The sequence below is a fragment of the Caulobacter sp. SSI4214 genome (assembly GCF_012184455.1).
Taxonomy (GTDB): Bacteria; Pseudomonadota; Alphaproteobacteria; order Caulobacterales; family Caulobacteraceae; genus Caulobacter; species Caulobacter vibrioides_E.
This window is the reverse complement of record NZ_SZWJ01000016.1, coordinates 1-26337: the sequence shown is the minus strand read 5'-3', so window position 1 is coordinate 26337 and position 26337 is coordinate 1. Positions and strand designations below refer to the sequence as shown.

Genomic DNA, 26337 nt, shown 5'->3' with positions numbered 1-26337 from the left:
GAGCTAACAACATGCCCGCCGATGGCAATCATCCGAAGCGGTTCGACGTTGTCGTCAATCACAAGTCGTTCCAAACCCACGATCCCCTGGTGAAGGGGCGCGACATCCTCGAACTCGCCGGCCTCCGCCCCGCGGACGAGCACATGCTCCTCCAGCGCGACGACAATGGCATGCTCGAGGAGATCAACCTCGCCAAGGAGGTCGATCTGCGCAAGCCGCCGATCGAAACCTTCTACGCGTTCCGCGGCGATCGCCTCTATTACTGGGTGCTCGACGAACGCCGCTACCCCTGGGGCGCCGCGACCATCTCGGTGGCCGACCTGCGCGAAATCGCCCAGGTCCCGGCCGACCGTCAGGTCTGGCTGGTGCGCAAGCACGAGCCCGACCTGCAGCTCGGTCCGAACGACACCGTGCAGCTGGACGGCAAGGGCGTCGAGCACCTCTACACGGTCGAGGCGCCGGTCTACGTGACGATCGAGTTCAACTTCGAGCCGCGCGAAATCCTGGCGGGCGAGTACACGACCGAGCAGCTCAAGTCGCTGCTGGGCGTGGAGGACAGCTGGGAGCTCGACATCATCGACGAGCACGACGGCCTGCGCCCGCTCGAGCCGGGCGAAATCGTCAACGTCGTCTGCGGGCTGAAGCTGGTCAGCCACGTCCGTCAGGGGGGCTCGTCGTGAACCCGCGCGAAGAGTTCGAAAAGCTGAAGGCGGTGTTCCCGAGCGCGCAAGCGCTCGGGAATGGCGATCGGATCAACGTCTTCCTGCCCAAGCTGCCGATCCGCAGCAACGGCAAGCTGATCCACCGTGACGCCCTGCTCTGCCCGCACGAGCACGGCGGTTACGACACCCGCCTCTTCTTGTCGGAACCGGTCGAGGGCAAGGGTCAGAATTGGTCGACCCACACCCTCTTCACCCGCAACTGGCACACTTGGTCGTGGCGCTATGTGTCCGCGGCCCAGGCCTGGAGCGCGATCCTGGCCAATCACTTGGCGGCGCTGGCATGAAAACTCACCTGAAAATGACCTCGGCTCTGGTCGGCGCGATCCGCGCCGATCTTGAGCGCCCCCACCCGTTCGCCCACGAACGGGTGGGCTTCATCTTCGCGGGCTTAGCCAAGGTGGGCGCGGACTTGGCCATCCTGGCCCACACCTATCAGCCGATCGCCGATGAGGACTATCTGGATGATCCCACTGTCGGCGCGATGATGGGTCCGGCGGCCATCCGCAAAGCGCTTCAGCAGGCGCTACAGACGCGCTCGGCCGCCCTGCACGTGCACATGCACGATCATCGCGGCCAGCCCGGGTTCAGCGCCGTCGATCTGCGGGAAAACGCCAAGTTCGTGCCCAACTTTTTCAACGTTGGCCCGCAGCGGGCGCATGGGGCGATCGTCCTGAGCCGCGACGGCGCAGCCGGCCAGATTTGGACCGACCGCCTGGGCGACGCCGTCGCCATCAACCGCTTCACGGCGGTCGGGCCCAAGCTCAACTTGTTAGGAGCTTTCCAATGAACCGCCATGATCGTCAAAGCTTCTTGGGCCCCGACAGCGAGGCGGTGCTTAAGTCGGTCCAGATTGGCTTGGTGGGCCTGGGCGGCGGCGGATCCCACGTCAACCAGCAGCTGGCGCACCTGGGCGTTCATCACATCACGGCCGTCGATTTCGACACCGTTGAGGACACCAACCTCAATCGCCTGGTCGGCGCGACGGTCGAGGACGTGGCCGCGGGTCGCCTGAAAGTGCTGATTGCCAAGCGTGTGTACCTCGGCCTCAACCCCGAGGCCGACTATCAGGCGATCCCCACGACCTGGCAGGAGGCGGCCGACGCGCTGGCTGCCTGCGACATCATCATCGGCGGCGTGGATTCCTACACGCAGCGCAGCGAGCTGGAAGCCTTCTGCCGCAGATTGATGATCCCTTATGTCGATATGGGCATGGACGTCCACGAGCTAGACACCGGGTTCTCGGTCTCAGGCCAAACGATCCTGTCGATGCCCGGAGGGCCCTGCATGTGGTGCACCGGGTATCTGACCGATGCCCGACTGCGCGAGGAGGCGGCCCGTTACGGCGCGGCCGGCGGCAAGCCACAGGTGGTTTGGCCCAACGGCGTCCTGGCGTCCCTGGCAGTCGGCCTAGTCGTCAAGCTCTTGACGCCCTGGCGCGCCAGCCAAGGCGAAATCGGAGCCTATCTGGAATATGACGGCGACGCTCAGACCGTGCGCACCAGCAATCGTTTCCGGGCCGTGGCCGACAAGACCTGCCGCCATTACCCGAGCGACCAGGTCGGTGATCCGCTGATCGACCTGCGGCTCATCGACCCGCCGGTGGATACCCAAGACGAAGTCGAAACGCCGCAACCCGCGCTGGTCGACCCGTCTTGGCTGCGGCGGATGTGGAAGTTCCTGACCGGTCTAGGCCGGCTTGATCGGTAAATCGCAGACCTCGTAGTCCGCCCACCCCCGCACCTTCGGCAGAAAAGGTTGAGCTTCATCGGTGGCTCGCCAGATGAGGCGCTGGGAGGTGGGCGGGCTCGCCGGGTTGAAGGCCCAGAACATGCTTAGGCCGGGAACCTGGACGACCAGAACGCTGTCCCAAAAGCGGCTGCCCGTGGCGTCGACAACCACGTGGGCCCGCACCTTGTGGTCGCAGACATTGAAGCCCTTCACATCGCCAGGGAGCGCGAACTCCGTCACCCAGACATATCGGGGGAACTGCTTATGCATCAGCTCCGACTTGAAGGCGGCGGGCAGGCGGTTGCGCAGGGCGCGCCGCTTATATTTCCAGCCATAGGTAAGGTAGGTGCGGGCGATCAAGCGGGCCTGCTGGGTCTGAGTGAACTCTGAATCGACCTCGGCAGCAGGGCCTAGCGGCGGCTCGTCGGGCTTCTGGGCCCGCTGGCGATATTCGTCGGCCCTGCCGACGATCGCATCGACGTAATCGCGTGCCAACGTCTCAGCGACCTCGGCGGTCATGAAGACCTTAGGCGGCAGCGGTACGATCAGGTAGGCCGCGTCCTCCTCAAGCGTCCAGGGATAGTCACCGGTCCGGTCCGCGGCACGGACAGGCAAGCGCTGATGGACTCCGCGTTGGTCGTCATGAACCAGCACGTGCGTGGTCATCTCGGCGCTGGTGGGATCCTGCGGCAGATCTTCCGGCGGCGTCGCCTGCACGACGCGGCCCGTTGCCACCACGGCGTGGCCGACCGCAGCCGCGGCGCGTGGACGAAGGCCCACGATCACGGGGATGCCCGAGTCCAGGTAGCGACTGAGGATCTGGTGAACAGGCCGCACCCAGACGAGGTTACGGGCTTCGTCCTGCGAGGCGGCGTAGACGACTGGGTGCCGGTCCATAGCGCGCAAAGCGCGCACGATATTGTCCGGGGTCAGAAACTCCGAGCCGGCGGGCAACGACCGCGAGATCACGCCGTCGGTCGGCTTGAGCGCCGCCTCGTTGATCTCGGGCATCGAGAACCAGGGACCGCCGTGGCGTTTGTGGAAATGGCGCCCCGCCATCCAGATGACCGCTTGGGCACAGGCACCCACCCGCGTGTCCTGTTGCGTCAGCGGGAAGCCCTCGACCTTGAGCTCGGCGCCCAGCACGTGGACCACGTAGCTGGCGCGGAGCTCGATCTGCCAACTGGGCTCGAAGGACATGGCCCGAGTGGAGGCCACGGCGATGCCGACGGGTGCATGCTTGACCGGCCGCAGCACGATAAATCCGAGATACTGCTCGTTGCGCTCTTCGAGGTCCCGCGCGACAGCTTCGGCCGAGGTCAACTCGGCCAGCGCCGTCATGTCGGATGTGAAGAAGTGCAGCCTGCGACAGTACTTGAGGTAGGGGTAGAACACCGACGCATAAAAGGCGGAGTAGGCAGCCGAGAAGTCGCGATCGATGTAGGCCTCCTCAAGGAGGAAGCCTTTGGCGCCGATATTTTCGAAGGTTGCTAGGAGGCTTTGAAGGACCGCGACGTCTTCGGTGGGATCGATAAGGTCCTTGAGTTTGGACCAATCGTCTGTGGTCGCTAGCACCCCCAATTGCGTGGGAGCCTGCAAGGATTGCCTCGCTCAGTAGTGGCGAGGCGAATCCTCAACCAACGAGGAACATACCCAGACGCTGTTCCGCCATCAACGCGGACTCTTCCAGTCGAGCGATCTCCTCAACTGCACGAGGCGAAGGACGCAGCGTAAATTTTTCGATTTCGTTTTGCTCGACGAGTTCGACGCGACCAGCTTGGTCCTCAGGGAGCTTTTTGATGCCCTTGTCCATAGCTCAACCCCGCGAATCAAAAGCGCCTCGCCGGGCAAACGGAGAGGCACTTTTCGGTGCAGAGAGAGTACAAAAGAGGAATCGTCAAAACAAGGAAAAAATAGAGAGTCAAGGAAAATTGCCGCTCGGCGATGTTGGGCTGTTGGCTGCGCTTGTGCCCGTTCTTGAACTGGGCCGCAGGGCCTTCCGGGACCCAAGGCGCTAGGATTTTTCTGGCTCAAACAACGACCTTTGCTGCTCGCGCAAGGGCCCAGCGCAGTAATTCTGCGCTCTCGCGCCGTTTTACAACCTGGTCTTCGCGCGAATGGCTCGACCAGGTCGTTGGCGAGCAATTGCCCTCCACTCCTGGTGCAGGCGTTTGGCCCTCTACCAACAAGTTAGATAGTTAGACTCTTAAGTTAGACGTCGAATTTTCCCATGCCACTAAAGGACTTAGGTGCAATCTCTGCGCCTGATGTCCCGACACGACCTGCGCCCGATATCCCGATATCCTTGCGCCCGAAAGCACGACCCGATCCACAGGGTGCTAACAGGCCGTCCAGGGCCTAAGCGGCCTTGCCCCACGACCCTGTCGCTTCACCGAACTTTTCAAACAGCGACTTGAGACCTTGCTGCTCGTCGGCATGGAACAGCAGACCGGCGATATGCCCTGAGACCTTCTCCGCCGCCGAAATCAAGGCGGTGTCGAGGTTATGGACGTAGCGGCTGGTCGTGGTGCCGGCGGCGTGGCCAAGGAGCGCGGCGATCGTCGCTTCGGTAAAGCCGAGATCGTTGGCCATGCTGGCGAAGCTGTGCCTCAACACGTGGGGCGTCACATCCATCAGCTGCTTGCGGATCGTCTTGCCCCACACCTTCGTCACGCCGTCAAAGGCCTTGCCGGCGACGTCGCCCTCAAAGACGTAACCCCTGGCGTCGGCGGGCCGGCGATGGTTGAGCAAGGCAAAGACCTCGGGGCCGATAGGCCGGATTGAACGCCCCTCCTTGGTGTCCGCCAGCCTGAAACAGCGGCCGGCCTCGTCAACCTCTTCCCAACGCAGCTTCTCGATTTCGCCCCGCCGACATCCTGTCAGCGCCAGCAACTTGATGATCGTCAGGGCCTTCTCGTTGTGCCCCTCTTCCTCTGCCTCGCGCAGCGTTTCACCCAGGGTCCGGTACTCGGCTGCGCTGAGGCGGCGATAGCGGCTGTTCACCGCCGGTTTGGGGATGCCCCGGACGGGATTGTTCTCGATCACCCCGATCCGCTGAGCGTAGGTGAAGATGCCGCCGAGCAGTCCCAAGGTTCGCCCGGCTGTGCCTAGGCCGCCGCGCACGATCGAACGCCCCCTCAGCTTGGTCTTGCGATCGCGGCGCGCCTTTCCAAGAGCGACGTCGCGCATAAACTGATGGATGTCGGCCCGCGTGACCTCTTTGACCAGGCGCGTGCCGAGCAACGGCGCGATATGGGAGCTGATGCGGCTGCGATCAGCTTGGAGGGTGGATGGCTTCTTCGGCATCCGCCGCTTGCCAGGGACCAGGCCGATCTCGGCGTCCTCCATATAGCGTTCGCAGAGCTCGCGGACGGTCATGCCGTTACGGTTGGTCTTCTTCTCCTCGGCCGGGTCACCGCCCTTAGCGATGTCACCCAGATGAATCTTGGCCTCGCGCCTCGCCATCTCGGGCGTAAGGGCGCCGTGGATGCCGAGCGTCAGGCGCCGTGTGCGCCGGCTCGACCGGTACTGGACGAGATAGGTCTTGCGGCCCGAGGCGTACACGCGGACCCCAAAGCCCGGCAGTTCGTCATCCCAGACAAAGTAGTCGGTGTCGCTTGGCTCCAGGCCCTCGACGGTTCGGATGGACAGCCTCACCTCTACTCTCCTCGCTGACCTTTGCCTTCGAAAATCCGGAAGCCCAGCGGCAGCATGCTTCCGGAAATCGTGGCGTGTGATAGCGAGAAAATGGTGTGCCTAAATCGCCATTTTGTCCAGCATATTCAATGCGATATAGGGCGTCTAGCGGCCCTGGAGAATGGTGGCGAAAAGCTCCAAAATCCACTCCGAAGGCAAAGGTCACACGTTCGAATCGTGTCGGGTGCGCCATTTCGGTTTAGAACCGCGAACTTCCTTAAGAACCGAGTGATGGCCCGCCGAGGCGGCCATGGTTCTGAGACGTTCGGTCCTTCCCCCATGACCTTGATCTCCGTCGTCGAGAGCGCCCCGACGCTGAACGACCGCGCGCACCTGGCCGCGGCGATACTTCCCTTCGGGGTCGCGTAGAGCATCACGGGTGGCGCTGGCCATGCGCTCGATGCTCTCGGACGTGATCATCGGTCCAAGCGTCTCAATCGCCGCCCCGGCTCGGGCGCTTGCGTAGCTCGCCGGCGTGCGAGCGTCCGCGCTCGATTCATTCCTCGCGCTCGTCGAGGACCTTATCCTTCACCGCCCGCCGACGGGGCGGCGCCTTCGCGGCAAGGTTTTGGTCTCATCTTCGTTCCTGCGATACTTCGACGAGACCAAAACCTTCTTCTAGCGCCCCCAAGCTGTCGCATTGGCGCTGGCGGCGGACGTCCGCTCGATCATATCGCGCGCAGCCTGACGGGGGCCCCTAGGCGCGTTTCGCTCTCCGCGGTGACCTGTGGGCGGCTTTGCCCACCCAGCTTGAACCTGCTCAAGAGACGATCGAGTTGATTGGTCTCCATAGCGAGATTTTGGCTTGCTGCGGAGGACTGCTCAAACATCGCCGCGTTCTGTTGAGTATTTTGATCAATCATCGAGAGGGCGCTGTTAACGGACTGAAGGCCCAGTGACTGTTCGCGAGCGGCGTCGACAATGGCGGAGACGTGTAGATCGATCTCCTGTACATCGGCGATAATGTTTTGCAGGGCGATGCCTGCTTCGCCGACCAGCGCGACACCCTCCTGAACTTGCCGGTCCGAGGCAGTGATAAGTCCGCGGATTTCCTTGGCGGCCTCGGACGCTCGTTGCGCGAGCACGCGCACCTCTTGGGCGACCACGGCGAAGCCCTTGCCTGCTTCACCGGCGCGCGCCGCTTCCACCCCGGCGTTCAGCGCTAGCAGATTGGTCTGAAAAGCGATCTCATCCATCGTGTCGTTGATGTTGCCAATCTGACGCGATGAGCGTTCGATCTCCGACATCATGTTGATCGATTTCCGCATGACCGCCTCGGACTGTTCAGCGCTCTGCCGAGAGCGCTCGACGACCAAGCCCGCGGCCTCGGCGCGTTTGGCCGTCTCCCGTACCGTTGTCGTGATTTCTTCGAGCGCGGCGGCGGTCTCCTCAACCGAGGCGGCTTGCTGCTCGGTGCGTTGAGACAAATCATCCGCGGCGTTGCGTATCTCGCTGGCCGAGATATTGATCGACGATGCGCTGCGCCCAACTTCATCAAGGGCGTCTCTCAATGTTACAACCGCGGAATTAAGATCATCGCGCAATCCATGATAGGATTCCGGCACGTCCACCCTAACGCGAGAAGTCAAGTCTTGCTCAGCAATACGCTTTATCACCGAACCAAAACTTTCACAAACGGAGTTTTGTTCTTTCGCTATTGCCTCGGCCTGGACGATTTGCTTGGCCTTTTCGGCCTCTTCAAGGTAAACCGAGATCGCTAGATCCATGTCTAAAAGCACAGCCTTGGCAAGACTGCCAAGCGCACGGCCAAATTCGGCCGGCGTCATTTGAGGCTTGCTAGATAGCCAACCGCCAGTAGGGAAATTCTCGGAAATTGCTGTTCTAATCAAATGGTCGAGAACAATCGCATAGCCACCGATATACCATCTTGGCTCTAGGCCGATGCGGGCATGCACGCTACCGATCTTACGGACCTTTTCGCCATAGCTCCCCGTGAAGTCGCCATTCGATATGTTGATCCAATGGCCTGTCTGCGCCGCTTTGGCCGCATCCATGTGCTCGTCGGACTGAAAAAAGCGGCGGGTTTCGGAGTGACGCCGCACTTCAACATAAAAGCGATCGAGCGCCACCGGCAATTCTCGATCGATAAGACCCTTCAGCGTCCGGATAGCGGCTTGATCTTGCGGCGTGAGGAGCATGAATTCAAGCCGACGCCGAATGGCCTCGATCTGGTCAATTTCGGCTGAAGCCTGCGGACTCCGTTCATCCATATTTTCATGTCCTTGCTCGGCCAAGCCCGCGACTGACGGGCGGTGGCACGCCTCGAGCGCGTGAAGGCGCCAGGCCAGAAACGCGAGATTTGGCGCGCCCAGCCGGCGAAATCGCCGCCGCCCTTCCGTCCCCCTCGACCCCGACGCCCAAAATCCTAGAGATTCGGATTTCGCGAGAAGGTTGGCGCGCCCAAATCTGACAACAATGGCGTTGTCATAAAATATGCATCATCCGTTACCCATAATGCCAATTAATATAGCCGTACCTACATTTTATTATTTTGAGACAATATTCTTCATTTTTGGAGACACATACTCCGCAATCTGCGCCGCCAAAGGCTGGGCGAGGCTCGGCCCAATCGGTGACTTGCCGCCATTGGCGCACTTGCTTGATTGGCGAAAGGCGCGTGGCGGCATGTTGGCCCAGCGCCTGAACGCCGCATTGAACGCGGGCGCGGAGGAGTAGTCGAGTTGAGAGCTGATCTGACACATCGAAAGCTCCGTCTCCGCCAAAAGGCGTAGGGCTTTGGCGCGACGGACCTCATCAAGGATCTCGCCATAGGACGCGCCCTCCTCGGCAAGCCTTCTCTGAAGCGTCTTGGCGCTAAAGTTCATGCACTCGGCGAGGCGTTGAAGGTTGACAAATCCAACGCCGAGCATTGCTTGAATGCCGACAGCGACGCGGGCGCTAACGGTATCGCTGTGGACTTCAGCGGACTCGGCGATACGCTCGGTGATGCGCCGCATGGCGCAATTTTTTTTCCACTGCGGCGTAAGAACAATCGGCAGCTGGAGTTGGGCGCTGGCCAGCACGATTTCGTTGCGCGGCGCGTTAAATTCGATCGGACAGTTGAAGATCGATTCATGCGGGGTCGTATCGACCGGGCGAGCATGGCGGAATCGCACAATGACGTGCTTGTTATCCCTGATCCCGGTGAGCGTTTCGAAGGCCAGACTGGTGAGGGCGGCCAAATGCTCGATGAACTGGCGACGCTCTAGCGTCAGGGCGCTAGGCTCGAACCGGTAGGCGACCTCGGTGCGGCCCGAGCCCCAGACAAGGCGTGTGCGATAGGCATTGGTATGGCACGGCCAATAACGCGCGGTAATGTCAATCCATTCGTTCAACGTAGCGGCGTCGGCGCCGGCAAGCATCATCGGCCCCAACTGGGGAAAGTAAGGCCTGCTCCACGCCGCCCACTCCAGCCCCAGTGACGGCTTGTCGAGCCGCACGGCGAGTCGTTGCAAAGCGGCCCCAAATGACTGAACGCTGACATACTGATCCGGCTCGGTCAGCGCCGCGAGACTCAGACCAACCTCCTGGAACGTCGCCTCGAAAACACCTCGATCCGCCTCAAGCAACTCCGCGAGGCCACAAAATGCGCCAGCCTTTATGTAGCTGCGCTCGATAGAGGTAAAAGAATCTGGAGCGTTTCGAGCCATGTGTGTCCAAGTCAACGTCTGACGACCTCCTCGGTCCGATACGGGGACGCGGCGGCTCTTGGCGTTCCGGAGCGGCCAGACGCTCGCGGGAAAGCGGCCCGCGCGGCTCATTCACCGGCCAGGCCGCGGCTAGCGAACCTGATCCCCACTATCGCGAGCATCTGGAATGGCGACTAACCCTCGCATAGTCCTTATTGGCGCGAGGGAAGGCGAAATGTGCGTCAGCACGACAGTCTTGCATCGCCACGACGGGCGAGCAGCCTGGGCTGGCCGCCGAGGTTCGATGCTCGTCGCCTGTGGAGTCCCCCTCGCTATCGGGGCGGAGCGAAGCGGGGACGGTCCCGCACCAGACTAACGCGTCCGGCGATGTCGGGGGCGGAAAGCGGCTCGCTATCGCGCGTCGATCTGGCGCGGGTCCGCCGCCAGTTCCGGCGTTGGACGCTCGTTGCCGGGCACGACAACACCGCCGCTTGCGCGTCGTCGGCTTTATCCCTGTCGCACCCCAGACGGCCGCGGTCGCGCACTCCGTCCACGCCGCCTAGAAATGCTTCTGGCGAAGGACAGAGGGCGAGATGCCGTACGCCCTCTTAAAAAGCTGCGAAAAATGCGATGGAGATTTAAATCCCCAATATGACGATATCGCTTCGATACTATTTGATCTGTCTCTCAGGATATCATCCCTAGCATATTTTAATCTCAATAATATCTGATACTCCGAGATCGTCCTTCCCGTACTCCTTCTGAAGGCATATTGCAGCGCTCGTGTACTTACACCACTGGCCGAAGCAAGCTCATAGGGGCTCTTCTGACGGCGAGGGGATCCATGTATCAGTTCCAGAGCTTTTTTTACTTGGCGTGGCGAGATGTGTGGAACATGTTCAAGCAGATCTGAGTTGTTATTTGGGAATTTTGATATTAGTGAGTCTATGATCAATTCCTCAAGGCCGTTGCGCCGGCCGGGCACATCCTCCGCCAGATGAACAAGTGGCGAGCTTTCCAAGCCCAGAAGAGCCGAGGCAAAGCTACTCAAAGCCGAAGCTGAAAGCGCGGCCTTGGAAAATTCCAAGGGACGCCCGGCCTTGCCGTCGAGCAGCCGATAAACACCCGCCTGCAACTGGGCGGTGGGGATAATCAGAGACAGCTGGCGCCCACCCTCCCGCATCCTCACGCTCCGCGGATCTCGGTAGATGGCCGCCATCTCCGTCTCTAGATGTAAATCAGAATTCTGAAAACTTAATTCGAGACCGCCGCGTAAAACCATAAGAAAGATGGTGTCGTCCAAAGAGTCCCTGGAAACTAAATCGAAATTCCCAAATATTTCATGATACTCTATACGACTACCGCCCACCCTCGTCACGGATCCCCGCATCCCAGACGATCCGACAACGTCCCGACTTACAACCTTTACCGGCGCGTATAAACCTGAAACAAAATGCTCTATATCAGTGTCGCCATAACACTCAATTTTTACACCATTGCTTGACATTATTACCTCTACATTTTATGCATCGCCCGCATCCAAAGCGATTAAATTGAATAATCGCCACATTCACCGCAATCTAAACTATATCTATTTTGGGTTGATTCAGACCTCGTCGAGTGGTCGGCAAAAGGCCGGCGCGCGGCGCTATCCGTCCCCGTGGCGCGCCATCCGGCCTAGACCCGAGCGCGGACGTGACCGCGCCTCCAGGCTTCCAGTTTAGCGCGACATTGTCGAGCATGGCGTCGGCGAACATGCGCTTGAGCTGGCGCTATCGTCCCGCGGCGCCTTCAAGCGCCTCGCCTCCGACACCTCCGGCCCGTCGCACCTGACCCGCCGATTGCAGAAGATCGGCGAACTCAGCCCGCGCCCGCGGCGCCGGGCCGCCACCCTCACGCTGGCTTCCCGCCCCCGCGGGATCCCGATAATTTGGGCCTCGGTGAAGCGCGGTCGCTTCATCGGGCCGCCCTTTGGCAGGAACGGACTCCAGTCATTGCTGCAGGAGTTTCAGGCCGTCAGGTCAACATCATTCAACTTATCGAATATCGCCTGAGGCAAGGCGTCCTCTGGGGAGACAAGCGGGGCCGCCAGCTCGAACCATAAGCCCTCGGGCGCAAAGTTTAAACGGCTCGCCACCCCGGTCTGACGCCCAAGCACCTCCTCGATCATCCTCGCCCCAAATCCACGACGCGCGGGGGGCGCCTTAATGACTGGACCTTTCGTTTCACGCCAAAGAAGACGCATCATGGTTACGCCCTGCTCTTCGTGAATCCTCCAGGAAATGCTCACCTCACCGTCTGGCGCGCTAAGCGCGCCATATTTTACCGCGTTCGTGCATAGCTCATGAATAGCCAAGATCATGATCTTGGCTAAGCGGGCCGATATGATCACTTGCTTTCCCTCCACATGGATAGAAGAGGGTTGCCTTATGAAAGGTCCGATTGCTTCTCTGACGACATCGCCCAAAGAAGCTCCCTGCCAATCGTTGCGGAGCAGAAGATCATGGGCGCCCGCCAACGCGATCAGTCGCGCCTGGAAGGCCTGCAGCGCGTGAGCATCCCAACTGTCCACCTTAAGCGTTAGACGGGCGATCGACTGAACCATTGTCATCGTATTTTTGATACGATGCGCGAATTCTTGGAGAATAAGCCCGGTGCGCTCTTCACGCACCCTGAGCGCGCTGATGTCCATAAAGGCGCACAGGACGCGCTCGGGCCGTAACGGCAGAAACCTGGCAAGGAACCAGCGATCCTTGCCCGCCACCGATCTGTAGATGAATTCAACCCCGGTAGCGGAGCGGTGCTTGGCGGCTTCCTCGAAGCACGACGTCAATGCAGCCTGACTCTCCAGAGGGAGGCCCGTAAGCGCCTCCGAAAAATCAGCAACCTCGCCCCCCTCAACACCATCCACAAATACTTTGAATGGCATATTCTGACCACCCACCCAGAAATGAACAAATGAACCGTATTCGCATATGTTTATAATTCTATTATTGAGTTCACTTGCCATTTCGAAAATTCCTTTTAGATTAATTTCAACCAAAAACGCGGAATTTAAGAACATTATTTAGAAATGTACTAAATTTATAAATTCATCAATTGAAATATTATTTACAACACAGGCCATAATTGATCTCGATCAATTATGGCCTGTGGGGTTCACCGGCGCTGAGTGTCGCGCGCCGGGGAAGACGGTCGAGCGGCGGTCGTACTGGGTGGCGACGCGTCGCCAGCCCTTCAGCCCGCCGAACATGATCTGGATGCGATTGCGCCGGATGCGCGGGGTGATCCCTACGCCCGCCGCTCGCATTTCCCGAAGGGCCCTGTGCAACGGAATGGATCAACCCGCGCGCAGGTTCATGGACGAGCCCGCCGATTAAGATGGCATCCGGCCAAAAGCCGCCGCCGCCGCCTTGGTCAAACTTGACTCCCCAAGCCAGCAAATCGCGAAGTCGGGTCGCGTGTCGTCTTTCGAAACGCGCTATGGGGTCTGCGCCTTCATGGACGCTCGTTGGCTGGAAGATTTTCTCACCGTCGCGGAAACCGGCAATTTCACGCGCGCGGCGCAATTGCGCAATGTCTCGCAGGCCGCCTTCAGTCGTCGGATCAAGACGCTGGAATCGTGGCTGCGCACGCAGCTCATCGATCGCACCACCACGCCCATTCGGCTGACCCGCGACGGCCAGCGGTTTCGCGAACGCGCCATGGAGATCATGCGGCAGATCGGCGAGGCGCGGCTGAGCATCGGCGAGACCGGGACGGTCCGCCGGAAGCCGGTGCGGGCGGCGCTGGTCTACTCCCTGGCCTCGGGGGCCCTCCCCCAGTGGTGGAACGACTGGGCGGCCGAGGCGGGCGACGATGTCCTCTACAGCGTGATCAGCGGCAACGCCTCCGACTGCCTGGCGGCCTTGATGACCGGCAACGCGGATCTGGTCGTCTGCCATCAGCCCGACACGCCGGGCATGTGTCCGCCGGCCGAGCTCTACGAACAGCTCGCGATTGGCCAGGACATCCTGGCGCCCTATGCCGCGCCCGCGCTCGCGGGTCCGGGCCTTCTCTCGGGCCAGCGGGGCGAGCCCGCGCCGCTGCTGATGTATGCGCGGCCTTCATCGTTCGCGCGCGCCGTCGAGACCATCATCGCCAACGCGCCGCACCGGATGCCCGGCCGCGTTGTCTTCAAGGCCGAGACTTCGGCGGTGCTTCGCGCCATGGCGGTGGCCGGCCACGGCGTGGCGTGGCTGCCCGAATGCGTGGCGCGCGAAGCGCCGCCAGGCGCCCTGAGGCGCCTGGACGCCGGCGAGTGGAGCGCCCGGCTCAACATTGTCGCCTACCGTGATCGCCAGGCCCGGATTCCGTTGCTCGATCGCCTGTGGAGCCAATCGCGGTCTGGTCGGGAAAACCGAGCGCCCGCGATGGCGGTCGCGGGATCCAGGGCGTTCTGAAGCATGGAAACCGAAGCCCAACGCGACCTTGTCGGCGCCATGGACATGCGTTGGCTGGAAGACTTTCTGGCGGTCGCCGACACCCGAAACTTCACCCGCGCCGCGCGCCTGCGCAACATCTCCCAAGCGGCGTTCAGCCGCCGCATTCGGGGCTTGGAATGGTGGCTGGGGGTGTCGCTGATCGATCGCGCATCCTGCCCATTGCGCTTGACTCCCGATGGCGAGAATTTCCGCCAGCGCGCCGCCGCGATCGTTCAGCAGATCACGGACGCCCAGTCGAACGATCCGACAAGCGGGCCGCGGCGCGAGTTGAGCCTGGCTCTTCCTCACTCCCTCGCCACCGGGCGCCTGCCGGCTTGGTGGGGCGCCTGGCAGCGCGCGGTGGGCCCGGACGTCGCTTGGAACATCGTGAGCGGCGACGTCAACGACATCGTCGCGGCCTTGATGACCGCCGACATTGACATCCTTATCGCCTACCAGTCGGCGATTGTCGGCGTGACCCTGCCGGAGGACCAGTACGAGCGTGTCGAGATCGGGGAGGAAGTCCTGGCTCCCTACGCCGCCCCTTGGGTCACCGAACGGCTGGAGCGGTCAGGCCGCGCGGTCCCGCTGCTGGCCTACACGCCGACCTCCACCTTCGCCCGGGTCGTCGAGGCTCTTCTGGACGCCGCCCCGACCCGCCCACGCGGCCCGGTGATCTTCGAGGCGGAGTCCACCGCCGTGTTGCGCGCCATGGCCATGGCCGGCCATGGCGTGGCCTGGCTGCCGATCGGCGTCGCCAACGAGGCCCCGCGCGGCGCGCTGCGCCGGGTCGAGATCGAAGGCTGGAGCGCGGATCTCAAGATCATCGCCCATCGCGACCGCCGGTCGACATCGACCGCGGTGGCCGAACTTTGGTCGCTGCTGTCGCCAGGGGGGCGGGGCGGGGCGACCGCTCGCGTCGGGGGCGCGGCTCTTCGATGCCTGCCAGCCGCCAACGAGCCCACCCGCTGGAAACACCTCAGCTGATGACGCGCCCGTCAGACCGCTTTCAGAGACGGCGCATAGTCGAAGATGAAGTGAATGCGGGCGGCGTCGCCGCGGTTGGCGACGCTATGCGCCATCAGATTGTTCAGCTCGAACGCATATTGAGCCCTGGGCGGGATGCGCTCGGAGCCAACAATGAACTCGACATCCGGATTGGTCACGAGCGGCACGTGGATGCGATGGGCCGCGGCGAACGACGGATGGCCGTCGGTGTGGCGGGCGATGCGGCAGCCCGCCGGCAGGCGCGCCATTATGGCTCGCAGCACCGTGCCGCCCGGCGGGTAGCGCTTGGCGATCACGCGGTCCATCAGATCCTGGGCCTCCTCGGCCAGGAGATCCCAGCCGGCGGCGCGAAAGATCCGAACGTCGGGCCAGCCTTCGCAGAAGGTCAGGATGATGGACTGGGTCTGGGCGTGGACATCATAGTCGTTCTGGCGGCGCGCGTCGGCCAGCCAAGCGGCCTCGTCCAGCGCCAACACCTTGCGCGTCAAGGCCGAGCAATCGAACCTGCCCAATGGAACGGTCGGCTCGCTCGCGATCATCGCCACGCCCCACGCATTTTCAACCTCGCTCGTGACCTTCGCCGTGAACCCTGAGACCGCAACGTACTCGCCCTCGGAGATCGATCGCCAGGTCGAGCAGGCCTTCGATCGACACAAGCGCGGCGATCTCGCCCACGCGGCCAGCGTATATCGCGCGGTGCTGGCCAGAACGCCGGATCATGCGCGAGCCCTTCATTATATGGGCCTGATCGCCCAGCAAACGGGCAACTCGCGCCAAGCCGTGGAGCTTCTGGAACGCGCGATCGCGAGCGACCCCACCGATCCGCGCGCCTACAACCATCTGGGCCAGATCCATGCGCGGCTTAACGACAAGCGCGCGGCCGCCGAGCTTTTCGAACGGGCCCTGGCCATCGCCCCCGACCACGCCGACACGCTCAACAACCTGGCCAACGTCACGCTGACGCGGGACCTTCAGCAGGCGATCGCCCTCTATCGCCGCGCGCTCGAGCTACGGCCAGACTCGGCCGCGGCGGCCTATAATCTCGCCCAGGCCCTGAATGAGGATCACGCCTTCGACGAGGCCGTCGCCCTGTTCCGCCGGGCCATCGCCCTGGATCCGGCGCACGTCCCGGCCCGCCACAATCTGGCTCTGCTGCTCGAGCAGCGCGGCCAGTTCGCCGAGGCCATCGAGCAATACCTGACCGTGCGGCGCCTAGACCCGCGCCACGCCCCTTCCCTGGCCAATGTGCTTGGCGTGCGCGACTACGTTCCCGACGCGGCGATGGTGCGCCAGGCCGAGGACCTCTTGAAGACGCCAGGCGGGCGCGACGAGGATCGCATCAAGCTGCACCGCGGCCTGGGCAAGCATTACGAGCGATCCGGCGACCACGAACGGGCCTTCCACCACTTCAGCGGCGCCAAGGCGACCTTCTCGCGCACGCGCCCAGCCTTCGACTTCGACGCCGTGGTTCATCAGATGGCCCGCCTCAAGGCCGCCTTCACCGCGGCGACCTTTTCCGAAGCCGCGCCGCTCAGCGACTCCGAAAGGCCGGTGTTCATCGTCGGCCTGCCGCGCTCGGGCACGACCCTGACCGAGCAGATCCTGGCCAGCCATCCCCAGGTGTTCGGGGCCGGCGAGCTGCCTGACATTCCACGTCTGGTGAAGATGCTGGCGCCCGACTATCCCGAGGATCTCACCGACCTGGACGGCTTGGCCGAACTCGCCGGCGACTATCTGGCCGAACTCGACCGACTGGCGGGTCCCGCGCCATCGCGCGTGACGGACAAGATGCCGCTGAACTCGCTGCATCTGGGGCTGATCGCCAAGCTCTTTCCCAAGGCGCGCATCATCCATTGCCGCCGAGACCCGCGAGACGTGGCCCTGTCGTGCTTTGTCGAACTGTTCGAGCTCGACCATGACTTCACCACCCGGTTCGACGATTTCGGCCGGTATTTCCTGGAGCACGAGCGGCTGATGGATCACTGGCGGGCGGTGCTACCCATGCCGATCCACGAGTTGCGCTACGAGGCGCTGGTCGCCGATCCCGAACCGGTCATCCGCGACCTGCTGACCTATTGCGGACTCGATTGGGATCCCGCTTGCCTGGCGTTTCAGGAGACCGAACGCACCGTCCAGACCCCCAGCCGCTGGCAGGTGCGCCAGCCGCTCTATCAGACCTCGATCGGCCGCTGGCGGCGCTATGAGCGCCATATGACCCCGCTGCTTGAGCTGTTGGGGAGCGAGGACCGAGACCCGCCCGCCCCGGCCTCGCGCGAACCCGCGCGCGCGGCGGGCTCGAAGACGCCCTCGGCCCTGGAGCGACCGCTGTTCATCGTCGCCGCGCCCCGTTCGGGCAGCACGCTGCTGTTCGAGACCCTGACCAAGAGCCAAGGCCTGTGCACGGTGGGCGGCGAAGCGCACTGGCTGGTCGAGAGCTTGCCAAGCCTGCGTCCCGGCGCGCCGGACGTCACGTCCAACCGGCTGACGGCTCGGCACGCCAGCGCCACGGTCCGACGTCACATGGTCGAGCAGATCGCCGCGCGGCTGGTCGACGCGACGGGCGCGCGAACCCGGGGCGATGGCGGAGAGGTCTTCCTGGAAAAGACGCCGAAGAACGCGTTGCGCATTCCGTTCTTCAACGCGCTCTTTCCACAGGCTCGCTTCATCTTCCTGTGGCGCGATCCGCGCGAGAACATCAGCAGCATCATGGAGGCCTGGCGCTCCGGACGCTTCGTCACCTATCGCGGCCTCGACGGCTTCCAAGATCCCTGGTCGCTGCTGCTCCCGCCCGCCCACGAGACGATGGCGGGCCAGCGGCTGGAGGAGATCGCGGCCTTCCAATGGCGCTCGACCAACACCATCGCCCTGGACGACCTCGAGGGCCTGGATCGCGACCGCTGGACCAGCGTCAACTACGCCGACCTGTTGGCCGATCCGCTGGGAACCGTCTCGCGTCTAATGGACTTCGCGCGACTGCCGCTGGACGAGTCCCTGGCCGCCCATCTGCGCCGGCCCCTGCCCGCCTCGCGCTATACCCAAACCGCTCCGGCGGCGGACAAGTGGCGCGCCAACGCCCGCGAAATCGAGTCCGTCCTGCCGGGGATCGAAGCGGTGTGGAATCGTCTTCGCGCGCTCGGCTAGGCGGCGCCCGCCACGCCCTATGCAAAGATTGCATGACGCCCTGAAAGGCTTTGCCTTCGATTTTGGCGCCGCCCTAATCGTGAGCTTCGCCAGGGACCGCTCATCGGCGGCTCCCGCGAAACGAACAGAGGATCGGGCATGAAGTTGAGGACCGCGGCGGCCGCGTTGACCATCCTGGCCCAGGCCGCGTGGCCCGGACTAGCGGCCTGGGCTCGGGAGCCCGCCGAGGCGACCAAGACTTCGCTCCCGGCCGACGTCTTGCGCGTCGTCGATGTCTGGCTTGAAAGCGAACGCGCCTTTCACCGTATTCCGGCGATGTCGGCGACGATCACCCAGGGCGACGACATGGTCTTCGCCGCCGGCTACGGGACCGTCGACGCCGCGCGCAAGACGCCCGCCGCCAGCGATACGCTGTATTCGATCTGTTCGATCTCCAAACTCTTCACATCGGTGGCCTTGATGCAGCAGTGGGAGGCCGGCAAGGTCAGGCTTGACGAGCCGCTGACCAGTTACCTGCCCTGGGCCAAGCTCAAGCCGCTGGACGAAGACAGCGTGCCGATCACCCTGCGCGGGGCGCTGACCCATTCGGCGGGCCTGCCTCGCGACTTCGACAAACCCTACTGGTCCGGTCCGGACTTCACCTTCCCGACGGAGGAGGAGGTCAAGACCGGCCTGGCCAAGCAACAGCCCCTTTGGCCCGCGTCGCGCTACTTCCAGTACAGCAATGTCGGCTTGACGCTGGTGGGCGACACGGTGGCCGCCGTCAGCGGCCAGCCCTATGCCGACTATGTAAAAGCCAATGTGCTGGCGCCGCTGGGCCTCAAGGACACCTATGTCGGCCTGCCCATGGCGCTCTACGGACAGCGGCTGGCCGTCGGCTGGGGCTCGCCCGACCGCCAGGGCCAGATCAAGCCGCTGCCGCCCTTCGACACGCGCGGCGTCCTGCCCGCCGCCGGGCTCGTTTCGTCGGCCGAGGATCTGAGCCGCTTCGCCCGCTGGCAGTTTCGCCTGCTGCGCACCGGAAAGACGGAGGTGCTGAAGGCCTCGACCCTGCGCGAGATGCAACGCGTGCAGTTCCTGGATCCCAACTGGAAGGACAGCTGGGGGCTGGGCTTTCACGTCTGGAAGAAGGGCGAGGCGACCTATGTGGGCCATGACGGCGCCTGTCCGGGCTACAAGACCAATCTGAGTCTTCGTCCGGCCACCGAGACCGCCGTGGTCGTGATGATGGCGGGGATGGGCGACGCCTGGGGCCACAGCGGCGCGATCTTCGATCTGCTTGATCGCCGCAAGGCCGCGCCGACCAGCGGTCCGAGCCTGCCGGACGCGGAGCTCGAGGCCTATTCAGGGGTCTATTCGGGTCAGCCGTGGATATCCGAAATCGCCGTGGCGCCCTGGAGCGGGGGGCTGGCGCTCATGAGCTTGCCATCGGCCAATCCGGCCGAGAGCCTCGACATCTTGCGGCCGGAGGGCAAGGACACCTTCCGACGGCTGCGGGAGGACGGCAGCAAGGCCGATCTGGTGCGTTTCGAGCGCGACGCCTCGGGCAAGGTCACGGGCTTCACCGAATTCAGCATGCCCCACCCGCGCCTGACCGCCCTGCCGCCGGCCGACCATGCCAAGCCCAAGCCGGTCGCGCCCGCGACGTGATTTGCATTGCTCGACCACTTTCACATGGTTTCAGCACGGGTCCAAAAGGCGCGCCATGCAAAGAATGCATCAGCCCGAGAATGAACTTGCGGCCCCCATGCCGTTGATCGCGGAATGGAATTGCCAAACTGCGGCCATTGCTTTGTTCGCGGACATTTGGCGCCCAAAAGTCTTACCCCGGGGGTGATTACCGCGATGGTTGCACTAAGGAACAGCATCCGTAAAAGGGCGTTACTTCGAGACCTATTGCTCGGCACGACTTGCGCCCTGATCGCGCCCGCCGTTCACGCCCAGACGGCGCCGGCCTCGGCGTCTCCCACGCCGGCAGCCAGCTCTAGTCCGTCCAATAACGCGGTCGACGCGGTGACGGTGACGGCCACGCGGTTCAACACCACCGTGACCTCGGTCTCGAAGACCCCCCAGGCCATCATCGACACCTCCCAGAGCATCAAGGTCTTCAGCGCCGACGAGCTGTCGTTCGCGGGCATCAACAACCTGTCGGACCTGGGAAAGCTGGACTCCGGCCAGTACACGACGCCGATTGGCAGCGGCTACGTCACCCAGAACTATTTCCGCGGCTTTGGCGGGGTCAATACCTGCGGCAACTTCCCCATCAAGATCAATGGCTTCCGCTCGAACTGCGAAATGCCGGCCGATCTTTCGCCCTACGAGAGCGTCGATGTTCTGAAGGGCGCGTCCTCCAGCGTCTATGGCCAAAGCTTCGTCTCGGGCACGCTGCTGGTCAATTCCAAGCAACCCAAGAAGGATTTCGGCGGCTCGGCCTCCCTTTCGTTTGGTCAGTTCGACCACGTCGAGGGACAGGCCGACGTCTACGGTTCCTTGACCGCCGATCAGCGCCTGTACGGCCGCCTGGTGGTCTCGGCCGTCAACGAAGGCGCCAGCTTCGAGACCTTCAAGCGCAAGCACGAAACCATCGCCCCCAGCCTGAAGTTCGAGATCAGCGACAAGGACACCCTGACCTGGCTGCTCAACTACACCCACCTCAACGACGGCGCGGGCTTTGGCATTCCGCTGGCCTTCAACGCCAGCGGCCCGGGCGGCGCCGCCAACGGGGCAAACTATTCCGTACCCGACCTTTCCTATAAGAAGCTCGGCTTCCTGCAGCCCCCCTGGTCCAAGCACGCGGGCCATTGGCTGGACACTTCGCTCAAGTACGAGCACCGCTTCGACAACGACTGGCGGCTGAGCATCGCGGCCGAGCACAACGAAGCCAATTACGACAACAAGTACCTGTGGGTCGGCGCGTTCAGCGCCCTGCCCACCGACAAGACGCAGCCGACCAACGTCTATCTCTATTTCGACACCGAGCGCGACCACCAGTGGGCGGGCGAGGTCAATCTGTTTGGCGACGTCGAGGCGTTCGGCCACAAGCAGACGCTGTTCTTCGGCGCCGACTATACCGAGTCCGTGCTGGGTGTGAGCCCCTACCTGGGTCGCTATTGGGACGGCGCGACAAGCGGCTTCAACATCTACAAGGGCAACTGGTCGGTGCTGCCCGATCCGGGCGGCGTCTCGGGCTTCGCCAGCGGCGGGGTCTACGCCCCGGCCAGCTTCGCGGTCGCCTACAATCGCAAGGAGGTCAATTCGGGGTTCGAGACCGGCGCCATCCTGCGCCCCAGCGACCGACTGACCTTCAATCTGGGCGCGCGCTGGTCCAACGACACCCAGCGCCAGCGCCGGGTCTGCTGCAGCCTGCCGCTGGGTTCGGTCGACGACGCGCCGAAGACCACCCCGCGCCCCGACCAGAGCAAATGGACCTATCAGCTGGGCGCCAACTACGCCCTCAGGGACGGTCTTCATGCCTACCTGAGCTATGGCACTACCTTCGAGGCGGCGAACCGCTACGGCTATGATCCGGCCGCGCCGACGGGCGCGGGCATTTTCCTGGGCCCGCAAAAGGGCGAGACCAAGGAGGCCGGCGTCAAGGGCCAGTCCGCCAACAAGCTGGTCAACTGGACGCTCGACGTGTTCGAGACCTCGATCACCAACTCCTTCCAGCAGGACCCGGACCACTCACGGTATTCGATGTCCACCGGCGCCCAGCGCGCGCGGGGGATCGAGGCGGAATGGCAAGGCAAGCTGGCGCCAGGCTGGGACCTGACCGCCTCGGCCTCTTCAACAAAGAACGAATACACCGCCGGGCCGCTCAAGGGTCTGAAGTCGCCCTTCGGAGTGCCGCTCGGCCTATCGGTATTCTCGTCCTACAAGTTGCTGGACGGTCCCCTGAAGGGCTTTGGCTTCGGCGGCGGCTATATCTACAAGAAGCGGGCGCCCTACAAGCTCAACAATGGCGCGGATCTCTCCAGCCTGATCAACGACAACAAGGAACTTGATCTGCGGCTGTTCTACGAGCTGGGGGCCTGGAGATTCGACCTGTACGCCAATAACGTGACCAACAACCGCTACATAGCGCCACGACTATCCAACGCCGTGGGTTATGACTGGTTCGTCAACCAGCCGCGGCGGATCTACGCGAAGATCACGGCCAAGTTCTAGGCCTGCCAGGCGGATCGGGAGCGCGCTTCCCGATCCGCCGCCCCCCGCCGTCAAACAGCGGATGCGCGGCCCGCGCATCGCGTTAGACTGGCGCATGTTCAAGCGCCTGGCCGCTCCCTTCGCTGTTACCAGCGCACGTTCGCTCGGCGCCACGCGGCTGGTGGTTTTCATCGGCTTTTGGGCCACGACCCTCGCGCAGCCCAATGTTCTGGGCCGCATACCGCTGCAGAACCTGCTCAAGAACACCTTGGAGAGCGATCGCAGCGCCGCCGCCGCCTTCTTCTTCTGGATCGGCGCGCCCTGGTACCTCAAGCCGCTGATCGGCGCCTTGTCGGACACCTATCCGCTGCTCGGCAGTCGACGCGCGAGCTATCTGGCGCTTGGCGGCCTGATCGCGGCGGCGGCCTGGGCGGCCTTGGCGCCGGCCGCCCACGACTACGGCGCTCTACTGGCCGTCTGCATGGCCCTGAATCTGGCGATCGTCATCGCCAGCACCGCGATCGGCGGCTACATGGTCGAGATCGCCCAGGCGGTGGATCGCCCGGGTCAACTGACCTCGCTTCGCAACGCCGGCTACCAATCCAGCTGGCTGATCTCGGGTCTGGCGGGCGGCTATCTCGGCGCGTTATCGATAGGCTGGACCGCCCTGGCGGGCGGCGCGGTCGCCCTGCTGATCGCGCCCCTGGCCTGGTTGATGCGCGAGCCGCCGCGACCGCCACGCGCGACGCCCCTGCGCGACGGAATCGCCCGCCGGCTGGGCGCCCTGATCAGAGCCCGCGGCCTGTGGAGCGTCGCCTTGCTCGCGACGCTCTACTATTTGGCGCCGGGCCTCCAGACGGCGTTGTTCTACCTGCAGCAGAACAGTCTGCGCCTGGACACGCCGCACCAGGGCTATCTGACATTCTGCGGCGGCGTCGGCGGGGTGGCCGCGGCCGCCGTCTACGGCCTATTCGCCGCCCATCGCTTCGCCTTGCGGCGGCTGATGAGGGTCTGCCTGGCGTTCGGCGCTGGCGGGATTCTGCTGTATCGCCTCTACGACAGCTTCGCCCACGCTCTCATCATCGAGACGATCAATGGCTTCGCCGCCGCGCTCTGCGAAATCGTCATCATCCATGCGGCCGTGCGCGCGACCCCACGCGGAAGCGAGGCGCTGGGCTTCGCGGTCTTCATGGCCGTGCGCAACTTTTTCCTGTTCGGGTCCGACTGGCTAGGCTCGGCCTTGATCGATCACGTGCATCTGCGATTCGAGACGCTGGTCGTCCTCAACGCGGGCATGACGCTCCTGGCCGCTCTGCTCGCCCAGCGCCTGCCCGCCGAGCTCTTGGAAGCGCGCGACGCGACCAAAGAGGCCTAGAGTCCCATATTTAGAGCGGGTTCGTACGGTTCCTCGAAGTAGTCGGCTTCGGGGTCTTTCAGCGGGCGTCGCGTCGATCTCATACGGATTGAACCCACAACCGCGACACCATGATCAGCATCATGCCGATCAGCCCCAAGGTGATGGCCGACGGATCGAAGTTGAACCGCAAGCCCCACGCGCCGTCGATGATCCGACGCATCAGAATGGGCTGGACGAGAACGCCAACAAGCCCGCCGGCCGCTGTGAACGCGCCAACCCAGGCTAGCGGATTGGGCGGCGCGCGGTCGAATGTTGCCTCTCGCGCCACGGCGACAGCGCCGGCGCCTCAGCGGGCCCCTTCGCTCTAAAAGCCCAGTTCGGGCTGCATCGCGCCGGGCTGCTGGCTCTCCGGCAGATGGCAGGTGAAGGTCGAGCCGGCGCCGGGTTCGCTCTCCAGCGCCACCCAGCCGCCGTGCAGCTCGACCAGGGCCTTGACCAAGGCCAGGCCCAGGCCCGGTCCGCCGCGATCGCGGCCGACGAAGCGGTCGAAGATGTGGGCCTGGACGTGGAAAGGCACGCCGCGGCCGGTGTCGGAGACGTCCAGCCGCACCTCGCCCAAGGCCCGCCGGGCCGACAGGGTGACGCGGCCGCCGGGCGGCGTCTGGCGCAAAGCGTTTTCCACGAGGTGATCGAGGGTCTGGGCCAGCCGCTTGCCGTCGCCGCGGATCAAGCCGACATCCTCCTCGCACTCGACCGCCAGGGTCACCGCGCCCAGCTGAGCGTCCTTCAGGGCGCGTTCCTGGGCGTTGAGCAGAAGGTCCGAGACACGGATGTCCTCGATTTCCAGCGCCATCTCGCCGGCGTCGATCTGGGCCATGTCCAGCACGTCGTCGATCGAGCGGGCCAGTTGGGTCGCGGCGGCGCGCACGGCGGCCACGTGGTTGCGGCCGCGCTCGGAAATGCCGTCGGCGCGCTCCAGCAGCTCCGAATAGCCGATGATCGTCGTCAGGGGCGTGCGCAGTTCGTAGGACACGTTGCCGACGAAATCGCGCTTCAACCGCTCGGCCTCGGCCAGGGCGGCGGAGCGATCGGCCAGCGCGCTCTGCAGGTCGCGGGTGTCGGTGACGTCGGCGAAGGCGATCAGGGTCGCGCCGTCCGGAAGCGGCCGGCTCTGATAGACGACGATGCGGTCGTCGGAGGTGCGGACCTCGCCCGAGGTCGGCGCCCGCATCTGCGGATCGGGATCGGCCACCCGACCCTTGAGCTCGCGCCAGAAGGCCAGGTCGTGCAGGCGCGGCACGCAAAGCTCGACCACCCCCTCGAAGTCGCCGGCCGCCTCCAGGGCGAAGGCGCTGACGTTCCAGAAGGTCTCGAAGGCCTCGTTGTGCAGGCGCAGGCGGCCGTCCGAGCCGAACACGGCGACGGCGTCGTTCAGCTTGTCCAGCGTGGCCTGCTGCACCTGGATCAGGGCGTTGTACTGGGCCTTCAGGCGCAGCTCGCCGGTGATGTCGGAATAGATCAGCAGCATCCCGCCCAGGGGGTGCGGCTGGCGCACGACCTTGAGGGTGCGACCGTCCGGCAGGTGCCAGGGGTCGTCGGCCTGCGGCCCCAAGGCTTCGTAGCGCGCCAGTTCGGCGGCCTTCCAGCTGGCGTAGTCGATCGTCTCGGGCAGGCGCCGACGTTGACGCAGGCGGTCGAGAATCTCGCCGTGAGTCGGACGGTCCGCCAGCCAGGCCGGCTCCAGACCCCAGAGCTCGGCGAAGGCGGTGTTGTGGAATGACAGCCGCCGGGTCGCGCTGAAGATCGCCACGGCCTCGGCGATATGGTTCAGGGTCTCGTCGTGCGCCGCGACATGTTTCTTGAAGGCGTCGCGGACGTCCTCGATCTCGGTGATGTCCGCGCAGAACACGCCGACCCCGCCGCCGTCCAGCGGCTGGGCCGACAGGCGGAAGGCCCGGCGGCGGCCCTCCAGATTGATCCAGCGGACCGCCTCGCGTCGCTCGCCCTTGCTGGCGGCTTCGGCCACCATGGCGTCGGCGGCGCGGTCGAAGCTCTTGCCGGACAGGGCCGGTCCGGAGGCGGCGCTCGCCCCCACGGCGCGGACGAAGGCGCCATTGCCCCACAGGGCCTGACCATCGGCGTCGGCGATCCAGCACGGCTCGACCACGCTGTCGACGAACGCGGCGAAACGGGCCGCCGAGGGCAGGCCGGAGTCGCCGCCGCTGACGGCCGTCAGGCGCAGCCAGGCCAGGGCGCCGGACGCGCGGCCTTCCACCGACACGGACGCCGTCTGGCCGCGCGCCTCGAAGGCGCAGGCCTCGCCGCGCTCGAACAGGGCGGCCAGCTTCTGAGCGTGATTGGGATCAGCGTCGCCCAGCGCGGCGACCACCGCTTGGACGTCGGACGCGACGCCCAGGGCCTTGGCG

21 protein-coding genes are annotated in these 26337 nt (G+C 64.0%); 10 read left to right on the top strand and 11 right to left on the bottom strand.

Features of this window, described 5'->3' with window-relative positions:
* The first annotated feature begins 11 nt into the window (after nt 1-11).
* The 4 genes from FCU40_RS06965 to FCU40_RS06950 are packed head-to-tail and all read left to right on the top strand — an operon-like array spanning nt 12 to nt 2429.
* Nucleotides 12-680, top strand: a complete 669-nt coding sequence (locus FCU40_RS06965; RefSeq protein ID WP_168073927.1) for a multiubiquitin domain-containing protein — start codon at nt 12-14, stop codon at nt 678-680.
* On the top strand, nt 677-1006 hold the full coding sequence (locus FCU40_RS06960; RefSeq protein WP_168073924.1) for a hypothetical protein: 330 nt from the start codon (nt 677-679) through the stop codon (nt 1004-1006). The genes FCU40_RS06965 and FCU40_RS06960 overlap by 4 nt, the downstream gene beginning before the upstream one ends.
* On the top strand, nt 1003-1509 hold the full coding sequence (locus tag FCU40_RS06955) for a hypothetical protein (RefSeq protein ID WP_168073922.1): 507 nt from the start codon (nt 1003-1005) through the stop codon (nt 1507-1509). Before FCU40_RS06960 ends, FCU40_RS06955 begins: the two co-directional genes overlap by 4 nt.
* On the top strand, nt 1506-2429 hold the full coding sequence (locus FCU40_RS06950) for a ThiF family adenylyltransferase (protein ID WP_168073920.1): 924 nt from the start codon (nt 1506-1508) through the stop codon (nt 2427-2429). The genes FCU40_RS06955 and FCU40_RS06950 overlap by 4 nt, the downstream gene beginning before the upstream one ends.
* On the opposite strand, the gene FCU40_RS06945 is transcribed toward FCU40_RS06950, so the two are convergent.
* The 8 genes from FCU40_RS06945 to FCU40_RS06910 form a co-directional block, all read right to left on the bottom strand.
* Nucleotides 2409-4049: a hypothetical protein gene (locus FCU40_RS06945; RefSeq protein ID WP_168073918.1), complete on the bottom strand. Its 1641-nt coding sequence runs from the start codon at nt 4047-4049 to the stop codon at nt 2409-2411. The two genes, FCU40_RS06950 and FCU40_RS06945, sit on opposite strands and share 21 nt — an antisense overlap.
* Before the next feature lie 34 nt (nt 4050-4083).
* On the bottom strand, nt 4084-4263 hold the full coding sequence (locus FCU40_RS06940) for a hypothetical protein (protein ID WP_168073916.1): 180 nt from the start codon (nt 4261-4263) through the stop codon (nt 4084-4086).
* A 545-nt stretch (nt 4264-4808) separates the two neighbouring features.
* Nucleotides 4809-6107: a site-specific integrase gene (locus FCU40_RS06935; RefSeq protein WP_168073914.1), complete on the bottom strand. Its 1299-nt coding sequence runs from the start codon at nt 6105-6107 to the stop codon at nt 4809-4811.
* A gap of 707 nt (nt 6108-6814) precedes the next feature.
* Nucleotides 6815-8401, bottom strand: a complete 1587-nt coding sequence (locus FCU40_RS23515; RefSeq protein WP_168073912.1) for a globin-coupled sensor protein — start codon at nt 8399-8401, stop codon at nt 6815-6817.
* A 252-nt stretch (nt 8402-8653) separates the two neighbouring features.
* Complete coding sequence (locus tag FCU40_RS06925) at nt 8654-9817, bottom strand: AraC family transcriptional regulator (protein WP_168073910.1); 1164 nt, start codon at nt 9815-9817, stop codon at nt 8654-8656.
* 538 nt (nt 9818-10355) lie between these two features.
* Complete coding sequence (locus tag FCU40_RS06920) at nt 10356-11303, bottom strand: AraC family transcriptional regulator (RefSeq protein WP_168073908.1); 948 nt, start codon at nt 11301-11303, stop codon at nt 10356-10358.
* A 501-nt stretch (nt 11304-11804) separates the two neighbouring features.
* The gene (locus FCU40_RS06915; protein ID WP_168073906.1) at nt 11805-12860 is read right to left on the bottom strand and encodes a sensor histidine kinase; all 1056 of its coding nucleotides are present in this window, start codon (nt 12858-12860) and stop codon (nt 11805-11807) included.
* Nucleotides 12861-12935: 75 nt separating this feature from the next.
* On the bottom strand, nt 12936-13106 hold the full coding sequence (locus FCU40_RS06910) for a hypothetical protein (protein WP_168073897.1): 171 nt from the start codon (nt 13104-13106) through the stop codon (nt 12936-12938).
* A 151-nt stretch (nt 13107-13257) separates the two neighbouring features.
* On the opposite strand from FCU40_RS06910, the gene FCU40_RS06905 reads away from it, so the two are divergent.
* Together FCU40_RS06905 and FCU40_RS06900 are read left to right on the top strand one after the other, a co-directional pair.
* The gene (locus FCU40_RS06905; protein ID WP_168073904.1) at nt 13258-14238 is read left to right on the top strand and encodes a LysR family transcriptional regulator; all 981 of its coding nucleotides are present in this window, start codon (nt 13258-13260) and stop codon (nt 14236-14238) included.
* Nucleotides 14239-14241: 3 nt separating this feature from the next.
* Nucleotides 14242-15246: a LysR family transcriptional regulator gene (locus tag FCU40_RS06900; protein WP_168073903.1), complete on the top strand. Its 1005-nt coding sequence runs from the start codon at nt 14242-14244 to the stop codon at nt 15244-15246.
* A gap of 11 nt (nt 15247-15257) precedes the next feature.
* On the opposite strand, the gene FCU40_RS06895 is transcribed toward FCU40_RS06900, so the two are convergent.
* Nucleotides 15258-15755: an aspartyl/asparaginyl beta-hydroxylase domain-containing protein gene (locus tag FCU40_RS06895; protein WP_241693563.1), complete on the bottom strand. Its 498-nt coding sequence runs from the start codon at nt 15753-15755 to the stop codon at nt 15258-15260.
* Here FCU40_RS06895 and FCU40_RS06890 point away from each other — a divergent pair.
* The 4 genes from FCU40_RS06890 (at nt 15745) to FCU40_RS06875 (ending at nt 23929) form a co-directional block, all read left to right on the top strand.
* Nucleotides 15745-18408 (top strand): sulfotransferase, encoded by a 2664-nt coding sequence (locus tag FCU40_RS06890; RefSeq protein WP_168073902.1) that lies wholly within the window; start codon nt 15745-15747, stop codon nt 18406-18408. The two genes, FCU40_RS06895 and FCU40_RS06890, sit on opposite strands and share 11 nt — an antisense overlap.
* A gap of 138 nt (nt 18409-18546) precedes the next feature.
* Nucleotides 18547-20058, top strand: a complete 1512-nt coding sequence (locus FCU40_RS06885) for a serine hydrolase (RefSeq protein WP_168073901.1) — start codon at nt 18547-18549, stop codon at nt 20056-20058.
* A gap of 246 nt (nt 20059-20304) precedes the next feature.
* The gene (locus FCU40_RS06880) at nt 20305-22575 is read left to right on the top strand and encodes a TonB-dependent receptor (protein ID WP_168073900.1); all 2271 of its coding nucleotides are present in this window, start codon (nt 20305-20307) and stop codon (nt 22573-22575) included.
* Between the two features lie 94 nt (nt 22576-22669).
* Entirely contained in the window at nt 22670-23929 is a 1260-nt protein-coding gene (locus FCU40_RS06875; RefSeq protein WP_168073899.1) for an MFS transporter, read from the top strand.
* A 79-nt stretch (nt 23930-24008) separates the two neighbouring features.
* On the opposite strand, the gene FCU40_RS23510 is transcribed toward FCU40_RS06875, so the two are convergent.
* Both FCU40_RS23510 and FCU40_RS06870 read right to left on the bottom strand, forming a co-directional pair.
* Nucleotides 24009-24131, bottom strand: coding sequence for a hypothetical protein (locus FCU40_RS23510; RefSeq protein WP_275052043.1), 123 nt, complete (start codon nt 24129-24131; stop codon nt 24009-24011).
* A 144-nt stretch (nt 24132-24275) separates the two neighbouring features.
* Nucleotides 24276-26337: ATP-binding protein (locus FCU40_RS06870; protein ID WP_168073898.1), on the bottom strand; the 2062-nt coding region annotated here is incomplete at its 5' end.